Below are 13,067 nucleotides of genomic sequence, written 5' to 3'. Positions count from 1 at the left end.
AACGGGTGGGCGGGCCGGGGAAATTCCCGGCGCGGCGATCAGTTCCCCGTTGTTCACGCCGTCGCCACCGCGTTCACATACCTGTCACCCGTCCGCGATACGAACCGGGGTAAACCGACTGACGAGTAACCGGTAGGTTTGGTTCCGAGGTCGAACGCCGCACAGCCCTGCCCTAAGCGGCCGGGGCGCGGCGGGGCAACGGCGCCCGGCAACCCCACCGAACCCGCGGTCAACAGCGCGGGCGGGCGCGGCACATTAGCGCCCGCAAAGCGGGGCCACATACCCTCGTAAGACGAGCCGGTGCGGCGGCTCCCACCTCCACAAACGTTGCTGAAGGGATCGAAATGCGCGTCGGAGTCCTGACCGGCGGTGGCGACTGCCCGGGTCTGAACGCCGTCATCCGGGCCGTCGTCCGCAAGGGCGTGCAGAAGTACGGCTACGAGTTCGTCGGCTTCCGCGACGGCTGGCGCGGCCCGCTGGAGGGGCTGACCCGCGAGCTGAACGTGAAGGCGGTGCGCGGGATCCTGCCGCGCGGCGGCACCATCCTCGGCTCCTCCCGCACCAACCCGATCAAGGTGGAGGGCGGCGTCGAGCGGATCAAGGCCAACCTGGCCGAGCTCGGCGTCGACGCACTGGTGGCCATCGGCGGCGAGGACACCCTCGGCGTGGCGACCAAGCTCACCGAGGAGGGCGTGCACGTCGTCGGCGTCCCGAAGACCATCGACAACGACCTGAACGCCACCGACTACACCTTCGGCTTCGACACCGCGGTGACCATCGCCACCGAGGCGATCGACCGGCTGCACACCACCGCCGAGTCGCACCACCGGGTGCTGATCGTCGAGGTCATGGGCCGGCACGCGGGCTGGATCGCGATGCACTCCGGCATGGCCGGCGGCGCCAACGTGATCCTCATCCCCGAGGAGAAGTTCGACCTGGACCAGGTCTGCGCCTGGATCGAGTCCCGGTTCAAGAGCGAGTACGCCCCGATCGTGGTGGTCTCCGAGGGCGCGACCCCGCTGGACGGCAACGAGGCGCTGGTCTCGCACGAGCTCGACGCGTTCGGGCACGTGCGGCTCGGCGGCATCGGCGAGTCCCTGGCCAAGGAGATCGAGAAGCGCACCGGCAAGGAGGCGCGCACCACGGTCCTCGGCCACGTGCAGCGCGGCGGCACGCCGACCCCGCGTGACCGCTGGCTGGCCACTCGCTTCGGTCTGCACGCGATCGACGCGGTGCACGACGGCGACTGGGGCAAGATGGTCGCGCTGCAGGGCGTGGACATCGTGCGCGTCCCGCTGTCGGCGGCGACCACCGAGCTGAAGACCGTGCCGAAGTCCCTCTACGAGGAGGCCAAGGTCCTCTTCGGCTGAGTCCTGTTCGGCTGAGTCCTGTTCGGCTGAGACCGGTTCCGCTGAGTCCGGCCGACCGCAGGGCTGGATCTCCCAGGGCTGGATCTCGCAGGCAAAGCCGCGGCCGACTCCGTCCCCGCGCCGTCTTCCGGCGCGCTGGACCGAGTCGGCCGTCGCATTGTGCGATCGCTGCGATACCTTCAGCCCGAGGGCCACGGCTCCCGCGCCACCGCGGCGAGCTTGGACCCGCCGCCCGCGACCGACCGCCGACGATTGCCTATGCCTCCCCAATCCGCGACGCCCCAGCCCGCGACCCCGCAGACCGCCCGCGCGATCAACGACCGCGCGGCTCTCGCGCTGTTCGCGGCCCGCGGCGCGCTGACCGCCGGGCAGCTGCAGGAAGCCACCGGGCTGGCCCGGCCGACCGTGACGGAACTGCTGGGGCGGCTCGGCAGCGCGGGCCTGATCGAGCAGATCGGCGAGGTCGGGGCGGACCGGCGCGGCCCAAACGCCCGGCTGTACGCCCTCGCAGGTCGTCGCGCGTGCGTCGCCGGCATCGACGTGCGCACGGACATCGTCTACCTCACGGTCACCGACCTGGCCGGGCGCACAGTCGCTGAACGCGCCACACCGATCCCGCCCGGCACTCCCACGCCCGCCGCGCTCGACACGGTCACGGCGGTGCTCGCCGAAGCGGTGCGCGAGTCGCAGTCCGGGCCGCTGTGCTCGGTCAGCATCGGCATGCCAGGCCTCATCAACCCGGTCACCGGACGGGTCCGCCCCGTCGCCGCCGAGGCCGGTTGGCACGCCGAACTGGCACAAGCGGTACGTGATCGCACCGGGCTCGATGCGGCCGCGGTGACTCTCGACAACGAGGTCAACCTCGCCGGGATCGCCGAGCACCGGGTCATCGGGCCGCAGGGCATCGATTCCTTTGGTCTACTCTGGCTCGGCCCCGCAGGCGTCGGCGCGAGCCTGATCCTGGACGGTGTGCTGCGGCGCGGCGCTTCCGGTGGCGCCGGCGAGCTGGGTTTCCTCGCCGTTCCCGGAGCCGGTCCGCAGATCGGCCCGACCGACTGCACCGGCGGCCTGTACGACCTGGTCAGTCCGGCGGCCGTAGCCAGACTCGCCGAGTCGCACGGCCTCGTCGGCGCTGGCCGCTCCAGCCGCGCCAGCGGTCCGGCCGCGGTTGCGGCAGCTTCGCGCGCAGAGTCCGTCACCGCCGAGCCGTCCTCGACCGAGCCGTCCTCCGCCGAGCCGTCCTCCGCCGAGCCGTCCTCCGCCGAGCTGTCCTACAGCGTGGCGCCGGCGGACTTCGAGCACGCCGGCTTCCGCACCGAGCTGGCCGCCCGCATCGCGCTCGGCGCAGCCGCCTTCGCACTTGTCGTGGACCCGGGCGTCGTCGTGCTCACCGGCGACCTCGGCCGCTCCGGAGGCACGCTGCTGGCGACCGCGGTCGAGGAGCGCATGGCCGCGGTGTGCCCGGTACAGACCCGCATCCGGACGACGGCGGTGCCCGGCAATCCGATCCTCACCGGTGCCGTGGCCACCGCCCTCGACCGCGCTCGCGCCGCGCTCTGGCCCTGAGCGGTCTTCAGATCAGCAATCGCGTGATTTCCCGCCGCAGAATTCCGAGCCCGTCCTTGCTGAAGACGGATTCAGCGTGGAACTGCACGCCGCCGTATCGCGGGCCGCGCATGGCGACGATCTCCCGCGAGCCCGGCAGCGTCGCGACCTCGAGCCCCGGCACCACGCCCTCCGGGGCTAGCGCGGCGAAGGAGTTGTAGAACCCGACCAGCTCGCGCCGGCCGAACAGATCCACCTCCACCTGCGTGCCCTGGTTCGGTTCTGGCCGCCGGATCAGCTTGAAGCCCATTGCCGTGCACAGCAGCTGGTGGCCGAGGCATACGCCGAGCACCGGCTGCTCCCGCGCGAACAGCCGCTGGATTAGCACCCTGCCGACGCGTACCTTCGGCAGCGCGAAGTCGCTCGGGTCGCCGGGGCCCGGGCCGAGGATGACGAGGTCGAAGCCGTCCAGGCCGTCGCGTTCCTCGTATCCGGCGGTGCCGTCGACCGCCGCGAAAGGCGTGCGGGTCACGGTCAGCCCGAGCGCGCGGAGCTGCACGGCGAGCATCGAGGTGAAGGCGTCCTCGTTGTCGACGATCAGTACACTGCGACCGAGCAGCTCCGGGACCACGGACGCGTCCGGCGCGTGCTCCTGCAGCCAGAAGGGCGCCAGCACGTCGTTGCGCGCGGCCAGCGTCGCCAGCACCAGCGGATCATCAGCCCACTGCCGCAGCCCGCCGTTCTCTTCGCCGGGTCGCGTATCCGTGTCCTGCGTTCGCTCGCCTTCGATGTGGTCGGCGGACTGCGCGCCGACCCCGAACGCCCGCAGCACGCCCGCCGCCTTCGCCCGCGTCTCGCGCACCTCCTCGTACGGATCCGAGCCGCGCACCAGCGTCGCGCCGACCGGGATGCGCACCGAGCCGTCCGCAGGGTCCAGATAAGCCACGCGCAGCAGCAGCGAAGCGTCCATCGACTGCCGCCCGCGCTCGTCCGCGCCGATCAGTGCCGCCACACCGCCGTAGTAGCCGCGGCCTCCGGTCTCATGGCGCTGAATCACCCGGAAGGCGTTGCGGATCGGCGAACCGGTGGCCGTCGGGGCGAACATCGTCTCGCGCAGCACCTGCCGCACGTCCATCTCCGTACGTGCCCTGATGTAGTACTCGGTGTGCGCGAGGTTGCGCATCTCCTTGAGGAACGGGCCGGTCACCCGGCCGTGCCCGCCGACCTGCGCGAGCATCTTCAGCTCCTCGTCGACGACCATCGCCAGCTCGTCGCGCTCCTTGGGGTCGGCCAGGAAGCCGAGCACCTGCTGCGCGCTCGCCTCGGCCGGCGGCATGCGCAGGGTCCCGCTGATCGGGTTCATCACGGCGACACCGTCGTGCACCGAGACGTGCCGTTCCGGGGTCGCGCCGACCATGACCAGGTCCCCGGTGTGCACCAGGAAGGTCCAGTAAGCCCCGCGCTCCTGCGCCAGCAGTTGGCGGAACGCACCCAGCGCGGTCGCCGTCACGTCGTCGCAGTACCCGACGAAGGAGCGCCGCAGCACGAAGTTTGCGCCCTCGCCCCGGCCGATCTCCTCCTCCAGCACCGCCTTGACCTGGAGCGCATACGCATCGTCGCAGACGTCGAAGTCGCCGTCCCTGATCCGTGGTGGCGCCACCTCGGGAAGCTCCTCGACGGCGAGTTCGCTGCGTTCGCGTACCAGCAGCGTCAGCAGCGGCGCCCCGTCGTCGTGGCAGGCGTCCCCCCGCTCCCGCAACTGCCGATAGGGGACCAGCGCCAACTGCTGCGCGTCGGGCAGGTCGGCGAGCCGCGCGACGGCCGTCACCTCGCCGCGCAGCAGTTCGACCCGTTCGCGGCCTTCGCGGCGCAGCAGGGCGAACGGGGGAGTCAGATCGAGCAGGGCGGTGTCGTCCATGACCTCCGGCCTTTCAGTAAGACCGGCGGCCGCTCAGTCGGACCGGGACGCCCGCTGGAAACAGCGAACCGGCCGCCTGATCGGCGGCCGGTTCGCGAGTCTTGGGAAGCGCGAGTCCTAGAAGTCCGCCGGAGAGGCGGACCACCACTGGTTGGATCGGTGTAGGACCCTGCGCGTCATGGCCACGACTGTAGCAGGGCCCACCCTTCCCGGGCAGTGCCCGTTGCCCATTCGGCCGAGCCTCGGCTACGACTTGCGCGGCAGCAGGAACGAGGTCGACACGATCACCACGGCGAGCGCGGCGCAGATCGCCGCGGCCACCGTCATCGCGGTGACGTAGGAGTGCATCGACGGCGCAGCGCCCAGGACGCTGAAGAACACCGTGCCCAGCACCGTCACGCCGGTCGCGTTGCCGAACTGCTGAACCGTGGTGAGCGCCCCGGCGGCCATCCCGGCCTGCGGCGCCGGTATCCGCAACAGCACCGCGCCGATGATCGACGGCAGCGCGAGCCCGTTGCCGAACCCGACCACGATCATGCCGGGTATCAGCCAGGCCGCCGACGTGTGGTCGCCGCGTATCGCGAGCGTCGCGACCGTCAGCAGCAGTCCGGTCAGGCTCACCGCCGCGCCTATCGTCACCACGCGGTGGCCGAAGCGCCGGGCGAGCCACGAGCTGGCGGCGAACGAAACCCCGAGCGGAGTGAAGGCGAGACCCGCCCGCAGCGGGCTGAGGCCCAGCCCGTTCTGCAGCAGCAGCGTCAGGCAGAGCATGAACCCGGCGAAGAACGTCAGGTACAGCCCCGCGATGACCATGCCCGCGGCGAAGACGCGCTCCTTGAGCAGCTCCACGTTCAGCACCGGCGCGCCGCCGCGCCGTCCAAGCCTCGCCTCGTACCAAAGCACCGAGGCGGCCACGGGTATCGCCGCGCCCATCGAGATCCACGTCCACAGCGGCCAGTGCTCCGGCCGCCCCAGCGAGATCGGCACCAGGATGAGCGCGAGCGCCGCGCTGATCCCGACCGCGCCGACCGGGTCCAGCCTCGTGTCGCCGCGCCGCTGGTGCCCCGGCAGCCAGCGCGCCGCCAGCGCGGCCGCGGCCAGGCCGATCGGGACGTTGATGTAGAAGATCGTGCGCCAGCCCCAGCCGAAGAGGTTCGCGTCGAGCAGCACTCCGCCGAGCACCTGTCCGGCCACCGCGCCGACGCCGATGACCCCGCCGAACGCGGCCATCGCCCGGGCCCGCTCGTGCGGCGGGAACATCACGTTGATCAGCGCCAGCACCTGCGGCACCATCGCGGCGGCCGTCGCGCCCTGCAGGATCCGCGCCGCCACCAGCAACGCCGGGCTCCCGGCCAGGCCGCACAGCAGCGAGGCGGCCGTGAAGGCCATCATGCCGATGAGGAACAGCCGCCGGTGCCCGAACAGGTCGCCGAGGCGTCCGCCGGTGATCAGGCCGCTGGCGTAGGCGAAGCCGTAGCCGCCGACCACCAGCTCGATCCCGGACTCGGTCGCGCCCAGGTCGTGCTGCAGGGAGGGCGCGGCGACGTTGACCACGAAGTAGTCGAACATCGCCATGAACATCGCCGAGAGCAGGACGGGTAACGCTTTCCAGCGCCCCGGATCGGGTTCGAGCGGCTTGAGCGCGTCGATCGGGCGCGCCGGGGCGCTCGCGGGCTTTGCGACGTCCGACGGCTCGGCGACGCCGGAACGTTCGGTGAGCAAAGACATGCCTACCCCCTCAGCAAGCACACTGCGTTGTCCGCGACCTGGGCAGCCGGCGACGCCGCAATGTTCGATGGACTTCGAACAAGTCTCGATCGTACGAGACTCATCGAACTACTGCAAGCGGGTTTCGCACGCCCTCGTAAGATCCCCGGTAATACTCAACACCAAGGGACCGACAATGACTTCCCAGAGCCTCCCGACCGGTGTCCCCGCGTACGTCCCGGCCCCGGAGCGGTATGACGGTATGCAGTACCGGCGCAGCGGGCGCAGCGGCCTGAAGCTGCCCGCGATCTCGCTCGGGCTGTGGCACAACTTCGGCGACACCAAGCCGCGCGAGACCCAGCAGGCCGTGCTGCGCCGCGCCTTCGACCTCGGCGTCACCCACATCGACCTGGCGAACAACTACGGCCCGCCCTACGGCTCGGCCGAGTCCAACTTCGGCAGCCTGTACGCCCAGGACTTCCGGCCGTACCGCGACGAACTGGTCATCTCGACCAAGGCCGGCTACGACATGTGGCCCGGCCCCTACGGCGACTTCGGCTCGCGCAAGTACCTGCTCGCCTCGCTGGACCAGTCGCTCAAACGGATGGGCCTGGACTACGTCGACGTCTTCTACCACCACCGCCCCGACCCCGACACGCCGCTCGAAGAGACCATGAGCGCGCTGGACCAGGCGGTGCGCTCCGGAAAGGCCCTGTACGCAGCGATCTCCAACTACGACCCGGAGCGCACCCGCCAGGCCGCCGCGATCCTGCGCGACCTCGGCACGCCGCTGCTGATCCACCAGCCGCCGTACTCCATGCTGCGCCGCGGCGCCGTCGAGAACGGCCTGCTCGACGCGCTGGAGGAGGTCGGCGCGGGCTGCATCTGCTTCTCCCCGCTCGCCCAGGGCATCCTGACCGATCGGTACTTGGGCGGCGTCCCGGAGGGTTCGCGTGCCTCGGTCGGCCACTTCCTGCGCCCCGACGCTCTCACCGACGGTGTGATGGACCAGGTCAAGCGCTTGAACGAGCTCGCCGCCGGGCGCGGCCAGACCCTCGCGCAGCTCGCCCTCGCCTGGGTGCTGCGCGACGCCCGAATGACCTCCGCGATTATCGGGGCTTCGTCAGTTACACAGCTGGAAACCAACGTCGCCGCCCTTAGCGCCCCCGCACTGACCCAGGACGAACTGGATCAAATCGACCGCATTCTCGCCGGCGACTCATCTCGCTAACCGAAACACCGCACGCCGTCCGACAAGCCGTCCCGTAGCCTTGAGGGGTGGATACGAACCGCACCGCGAACGCAGCCGCCGAAAGCTGGCGCGCCCTCCCGGCAAAGCAGCAGCCCCTGTGGCCGGACCCGGCCGCCGTACAGTCCGCCGCCGCCGAGCTGCGCTCGTATCCGCCCCTCGTCTTCGCCGGCGAGTGCGACCTGCTCAAGGACCGCCTTGCCCAGGTCGCCCGCGGCGAGGCCTTCGTGCTGCAGGGCGGCGACTGCGCCGAGACCTTCGCCGGCGTGACCGCCGACGCCATCCGCAACAAGCTCAAGACGCTGCTGCAGATGGCCGCGGTGCTCACCTACGCCGGCTCGGTCCCGGTGGTCAAGATCGGCCGCATCGCCGGCCAGTACGGCAAGCCGCGCTCTAAGGACACTGAGACCCGCGACGGAGTCACGCTGCCGGCCTACCGCGGCGACTCGGTCAACGGCTTCGACTTCACCGCCGAGTCCCGCGTCCCCGACCCGTGGCGCATGGTCCGTATGTACCATTCCTCCGCCGCGACGCTGAACCTCGTGCGCGCGTTCACCACCGGCGGCTACGCGGACCTGCACCAGGTGCACGCCTGGAACCGCGACTTCGTGGCCTCGTCCCCGTCCGGCAAGCGCTACGAGCTGCTGGCGGCCGAGATCCAGCGCGCCCTGGACTTCATGCGCGCCTGCGGCGTCGACCCGGAGGAGACCCGCACCGTCGAGTTCTTCTCCTCGCACGAGGGCCTGCTGCTCGAATACGAGGCCGCACTCACCCGCACCGACTCGCGCACCGGCACGCTGTACAACACCTCAGGCCACTTCGTCTGGATCGGCGAGCGCACCCGCGACCTCGACGGAGCGCACCTGGAGTACTTCTCCACGATCCGCAACCCGATCGGCATCAAGCTCGGCCCGACCACGACGCCGGACGACGCCCTCACCTACCTGCGCCGGCTCAACCCGGACCGCGATCCCGGCCGGCTGAGCTTCATCATCCGCATGGGCGCCGGCGTGATCCGGGACAAGCTGCCCGCGCTGGTGGAGAAGGTCACCGCCGAGGGCCACCAGGTCGCCTGGATCTGCGACCCGATGCACGGCAACACCTTCGAGGCGCCCAGCGGCCACAAGACCCGCCGCTTCGACGACGTGCTCGACGAGGTCAAGGGCTTCTTCGAGGTGCACAGGGCGCTGGGCACCCACCCCGGCGGCATCCACGTGGAGCTGACCGGCGACGACGTGACCGAGTGCGTCGGCGGCGGCGACGAGATCGCGTTCGACGACCTGGCCACCCGCTACGAGTCGGCCTGCGACCCGCGCCTGAACCGGTCTCAGTCCCTTGATCTGGCCTTCCTGGTCGCCGAGATGTACCGGAGTGTCGCGTGACCGAGCTCTCCGGCATAGCCGGTCGGCAGCCGGTGGTGGACCTTCGCAGCGACACCGTCACCAAGCCCACCCCGGCCATGCGCGCCGCCATCCTCGAAGCAGAGGTCGGCGACGACGTCTACGGCGAGGACCCGACCGTCGCAGCCCTCGAAGCCAAGGTCGCCGACCTGTTCGGCTTCGAGGCCGCGGCGGCGCTGTTCGTGCCCACCGGCGTGATGGCCAACCACATCGCGCTGCGGACGCTGCTGCGCCCGGGCTCGGAGCTGATCGCCGACGCGGACGCGCACATCCTCGCCCACGAGGACGCGGGCCTGGCCTGGCACGGCGGCATCCAGACCCGCACCACCCTCACCTCGGACGGACTGCTCTCCCCGGACGACGTCAGCAGGCTGATCCGCCCGCACTCGCCGCACACCCTCGGCACCACCGCGGTCGAACTGGAGAACACCCACAACCGCGGCGGCGGTTCGGTCTACTCGATCGAGCACCTGCGGGCCATCCGGCAGATCGCGGACGCGCACCGCATCTCAGTGCACATCGACGGCGCGCGCATCTGGAACGCCCACGTGGCCACCGGAACGCCGCTGCGCGAGTACGGAGCGGTCGCCGACACGATCTCAGTGTGCCTGTCCAAGGGCCTCGGTGCCCCGGTCGGCTCCGTCGCCCTGCTCGCGCCGGACCGGCGCGCCGAGGCGGTGCTGATGCGCCATCGCCTCGGCGGCGGCTGGCGTCAGGCGGGCATCCTCGCCGCCGCGGGCATATACGCCCTCGATCACCACATCGCCCGTCTCGCCGAGGACCACGCGAACGCCCGCCTCCTCGCCACGAGCCTGCAAAGCGCGGGCCTCTCCGCCCGCACCCCGCAGACCAACATCGTGCTCGTAGACGTCCCCGACGCCCCGGCCGTCGCCGCCCGCGCCGCCGAGCAGAACGTGCGGGTGTCGGCGTTCGGGCCCGCGTTGCTGCGATTGGTGACGCACCTGGACGTCACCGAGAAGGACTGTCTGCTCGCCGCCGAGGTGCTCGCCCGGGTCGCCTGAGCGGCCCGGAGAACTGGCAGCCGGTCATTTCCCGGATCCCCCGGCCCAGATGGTCCCGTACCGTCCGGGTTGGGGGTTTCGTGCTGTTGATAGAGCCCTGCGATGCGGATACCGTCGCCCTGCAACGATTCCGGCTAGCAGGCGCTTTGTCAGGGGGATGACCTTATGGGGCTTTTCGACAAGCTCTTCAACGACGACGAGAAGGAGAAGCAGGAGGCGGCCCGGCGTAAGGCGGCTGAGAAGTACGCCGAGGAGCACAACAACTCGCACGCCGAAGAGCACGACCACGCCCCGGCGAAGAAGACCGCCGCGAAGGCGGCCGAGAAGCCCGTCGCGAAGAAGGCGCCCGCGAAGACGGTGACCGCGAAAGCAGTGCCCGCGAAGAAGACCGCCACCGTGCCGCGCCAGGTCGCCCCGCACCTGCACACTGCCGAGGCCCCGAACCACACGCACGCCGCCTCTTCGGCCGCCGCGGCGACCGCCGCGCACGACCAGGCGATGACGCTGCACATCCTCTCGCACATCCCGGACCACTCGCCGCGCGAGGACGACCCGCACTACCACCTGTTCGAGCAGGCGAAGGCGCGGCTCAAGCGCCAGAAGCTGTGGAAGTGCATCATCAACGACGACCTCTGCGACGGCGAGCCCGAGCTGCACCACAGCTACATCGAGTTCTCCCAGATCAACCAGGTGGACCCGAAGAAGATCCAGGAGGCGCTCGGCCTGCACTTCGACAACGACGAGGACTTCCAGGTGTGGGCCGAGTCGCCCGGCAACCTCGAAGTGCTCTGCGTCGCCCACCACCGCGCGCACTACGGCATCCACATGATCCCCGGCCCGCTGTGGGAGGCCGTGCGCTTCCACAAGAAGGGCACCGAGGCCGCCGCCGAGTTCCTCCCGGCCTCCGAAGCCAACTAGCGCAACAAGAATCGACGCGCACCGAGCGGTGTCCGGCCAAGGCCGGGCACCGCTCGTCAGTCGGCGACGATGCAGCTCTCCCCGGTGACGAGTGAGCCCTCATACACCTCGATCTTGCCGCTGATCAGGCTGAGGCACTCGTGCAGCTGCGCGATCTGGTCGATGACGCGTTCCCGATGCTCGCGCATGATGGCGAGCCGGGCCTGTTCGTTACCAGGACCCTGACGTACGAGCTCGGCGTACTGCCGGATGGCGGGCAGTGGCATCCCCGACGCGCGCAGCTTGATGCAGACGGCGAGCCAGTCGATGTCGTGCTCGCTGTAGACGCGTCGCCCGCCCGCCCCACGTCGCACCGGGTCGGCCAGCACGCCTTCGCGCTCGTAAAACCGCAGCGCGTGCACGCTCAGCCCGGTCCGCTCCGCCACCTGCCCGATGCTCAGCCCCATGCCGGCCCCAGCACCCGCCGCATCCACGCCTATCCCGCCGCCCATCCGCGTGCACCTCCGTCGATCCCGCCCTCGCCTGCACCCTTGACCTAGAGTCGACTCTAGCTCATAGCATTCCGAGCATGATCCATCCGGTTCCCGGAAACGGGATCCGCACGAGAGCACGGGGTTGTCACCTATGAGCATCTGGTTCATCACCGGCGCGTCCCGCGGTATCGGCGCCGCGATCGTCAGCGAAGCGCTCAGCCGCGGCCACCAAGTCGCCGCCACCGCACGCGACGTCGAGTCGATACGCCGCGCCTTCCCCGAGGCGGAGACGGACGGAAGCCTGCTGCCCTTGAGCGTCGACGTGATCGACGAGCAAAGCCTCACCAAGGCCGTCGACGCGACGGTCGAGCGCTTCGGCCGCATCGACGTCCTGGTCAACAACGCGGGCCGAGGTCTGCTCTCGGCGGTCGAGGAGGCGTCCGACAAGGCGGCGCGCGCGGTCTTCGACGTGAACGTCTTCGGGGTTCTCAACACGCTGCGAGCGGCGCTCCCGGTCCTGCGCAAGCAGCGCAGCGGCCACGTCTTCAACATCAGCTCGGTCGGCGGCTTCACCATCGCGCCCGGCTGGGGCCTGTACGGCGCGACCAAGTTCGCCCTCGAAGGTATGTCAGAGGCCCTATACGCCGAGCTCAAGCCGCTGGGCGTGCACGTGACGATCGTTGAGCCCGGAGGCTTCCGCACGGACTTCCTCGACGACTCCAGCCTGCACACCGAGCAGCCTACGATCGACGACTACCACCAGACCGCCGGCGCCACCCGCGACCACGTCGCGGCCGCGAACCACGCCCAGCGCGGCGACCCCGCCAAGCTCGCGGCGATCGTCGCCGACCTCGCCGAGGACGACGACCCGCCGCTGCGCATCCAGCTCGGCTCCGACTCGGTCCAGCGCGTCGAGGCCAAGCTGAACTTCATGCGCGCGGAACTGGAGCGTCTACGTACCCTGTCGGAGTCCACGGACCACGACGACGTTGCCGCGTCAGCCGCTTGAGACAGCAGTTCCTCACGGGCGGCCCAGTGTCCATCCGGCACCGGGTCGCCCGCGGCCAACTTGGTAACGCCCGCGGTCGCCCGCCTCCCGCCCCCATGCCGCTTCGCTCTACGGACTCAGGGCGCTGCCGCGCACGCGCTTCACGCTGAACGCTGCGCTATCAGGGCTCCGCTTCGCTCCGCCTTACGCCTGCGGCTGGCCTGGTAATGCCTACGGCTACCCGCCCTCCCACCCCAGACGCTCCGCGCCCTCGCTGACGCTCGGCCGCTCCGCTAATGCCCTCGGCCAGTCTGGTGGATGCCACTCCCCTGCCTGTCTCCCCTTTCGTCACCCGGAGACCGGGCACGGTCATGCAACCGGCGCGTGGTCGATACATCACTACGAACTTCACGGCACGCTGCATCGCAGCGTGCAGCCCCGAAAGCAGGACGCGCGCACGCCGTTGTGAGTCAGTAT

10 protein-coding genes are annotated in these 13,067 nt (G+C 70.4%); 7 read left to right on the top strand and 3 right to left on the bottom strand.

The features are described from left to right. Window positions 1-344 precede the first annotated feature (344 nt). Both VFB40_RS13995 and VFB40_RS13990 read left to right on the top strand, forming a co-directional pair. On the top strand, window positions 345-1,370 hold the full coding sequence (locus VFB40_RS13995) for a 6-phosphofructokinase (protein WP_324850721.1): 1,026 nt from the start codon (window positions 345-347) through the stop codon (window positions 1,368-1,370). 258 nt (window positions 1,371-1,628) lie between these two features. Further along, window positions 1,629-2,936 carry an ROK family transcriptional regulator gene (locus VFB40_RS13990; RefSeq protein WP_324850720.1) on the top strand — a complete coding sequence of 436 codons (1,308 nt, stop codon included), beginning with the start codon at window positions 1,629-1,631 and terminating at the stop codon, window positions 2,934-2,936. 7 nt (window positions 2,937-2,943) lie between these two features. Here the strand turns inward: VFB40_RS13990 and VFB40_RS13985 are convergent, their stop codons facing one another. Next, window positions 2,944-4,833 (bottom strand): anthranilate synthase family protein, encoded by a 1,890-nt coding sequence (locus tag VFB40_RS13985; protein ID WP_324850718.1) that lies wholly within the window; start codon window positions 4,831-4,833, stop codon window positions 2,944-2,946. Window positions 4,834-5,079: 246 nt separating this feature from the next. After that, the gene (locus VFB40_RS13980) at window positions 5,080-6,561 is read right to left on the bottom strand and encodes an MFS transporter (protein WP_324850716.1); all 1,482 of its coding nucleotides are present in this window, start codon (window positions 6,559-6,561) and stop codon (window positions 5,080-5,082) included. A gap of 175 nt (window positions 6,562-6,736) precedes the next feature. On the opposite strand from VFB40_RS13980, the gene mgrA reads away from it, so the two are divergent. The 4 genes from mgrA (at window position 6,737) to VFB40_RS13960 (ending at window position 11,129) form a co-directional block, all read left to right on the top strand. Beyond that, complete coding sequence (gene mgrA / locus VFB40_RS13975; RefSeq protein ID WP_324850714.1) at window positions 6,737-7,771, top strand: L-glyceraldehyde 3-phosphate reductase; 1,035 nt, start codon at window positions 6,737-6,739, stop codon at window positions 7,769-7,771. A gap of 47 nt (window positions 7,772-7,818) precedes the next feature. Next, complete coding sequence (locus tag VFB40_RS13970; RefSeq protein WP_324850712.1) at window positions 7,819-9,171, top strand: class II 3-deoxy-7-phosphoheptulonate synthase; 1,353 nt, start codon at window positions 7,819-7,821, stop codon at window positions 9,169-9,171. Continuing rightward, window positions 9,168-10,211: a threonine aldolase family protein gene (locus tag VFB40_RS13965; protein ID WP_324850710.1), complete on the top strand. Its 1,044-nt coding sequence runs from the start codon at window positions 9,168-9,170 to the stop codon at window positions 10,209-10,211. The genes VFB40_RS13970 and VFB40_RS13965 overlap by 4 nt, the downstream gene beginning before the upstream one ends. A gap of 165 nt (window positions 10,212-10,376) precedes the next feature. Beyond that, a complete protein-coding gene (locus VFB40_RS13960) occupies window positions 10,377-11,129 on the top strand; it encodes a hypothetical protein (RefSeq protein ID WP_324850708.1) in 753 nt (250 codons plus the stop codon). 56 nt (window positions 11,130-11,185) lie between these two features. Here the strand turns inward: VFB40_RS13960 and VFB40_RS13955 are convergent, their stop codons facing one another. Then, entirely contained in the window at window positions 11,186-11,620 is a 435-nt protein-coding gene (locus tag VFB40_RS13955) for a MerR family transcriptional regulator (protein ID WP_324850706.1), read from the bottom strand. Window positions 11,621-11,753: 133 nt separating this feature from the next. Here VFB40_RS13955 and VFB40_RS13950 point away from each other — a divergent pair, with 133 nt between their 5' ends. Continuing rightward, window positions 11,754-12,611 (top strand): oxidoreductase, encoded by an 858-nt coding sequence (locus VFB40_RS13950; protein ID WP_324850705.1) that lies wholly within the window; start codon window positions 11,754-11,756, stop codon window positions 12,609-12,611. The last annotated feature ends 456 nt before the right edge of the window (window positions 12,612-13,067 follow it).

It is taken from the genome of Actinocrinis sp. (genome assembly GCF_035650855.1).
In the GTDB taxonomy this organism is placed as follows: domain Bacteria; phylum Actinomycetota; class Actinomycetes; order Streptomycetales; family Catenulisporaceae; genus Actinocrinis.
This window is presented reverse-complemented; position numbering and strand designations above follow the sequence as displayed.

Bases quoted from the DNA above. Each gene is read 5' to 3' on its own strand.
- VFB40_RS13995 (WP_324850721.1), top strand. From the start codon at position 345: ATGCGCGTCGGAGTCCTGACCGGCGGTGGCGACTGCCCGGGTCTGAAC.
- VFB40_RS13990 (WP_324850720.1), top strand. From the start codon at position 1,629: ATGCCTCCCCAATCCGCGACGCCCCAGCCCGCGACCCCGCAGACCGCC.
- VFB40_RS13985 (WP_324850718.1), bottom strand. From the start codon at position 4,833: ATGGACGACACCGCCCTGCTCGATCTGACTCCCCCGTTCGCCCTGCTG.
- VFB40_RS13980 (WP_324850716.1), bottom strand. From the start codon at position 6,561: ATGTCTTTGCTCACCGAACGTTCCGGCGTCGCCGAGCCGTCGGACGTC.
- mgrA (WP_324850714.1), top strand. From the start codon at position 6,737: ATGACTTCCCAGAGCCTCCCGACCGGTGTCCCCGCGTACGTCCCGGCC.
- VFB40_RS13960 (WP_324850708.1), top strand. From the start codon at position 10,377: ATGGGGCTTTTCGACAAGCTCTTCAACGACGACGAGAAGGAGAAGCAG.
- VFB40_RS13955 (WP_324850706.1), bottom strand. From the start codon at position 11,620: ATGGGCGGCGGGATAGGCGTGGATGCGGCGGGTGCTGGGGCCGGCATG.
- VFB40_RS13950 (WP_324850705.1), top strand. From the start codon at position 11,754: ATGAGCATCTGGTTCATCACCGGCGCGTCCCGCGGTATCGGCGCCGCG.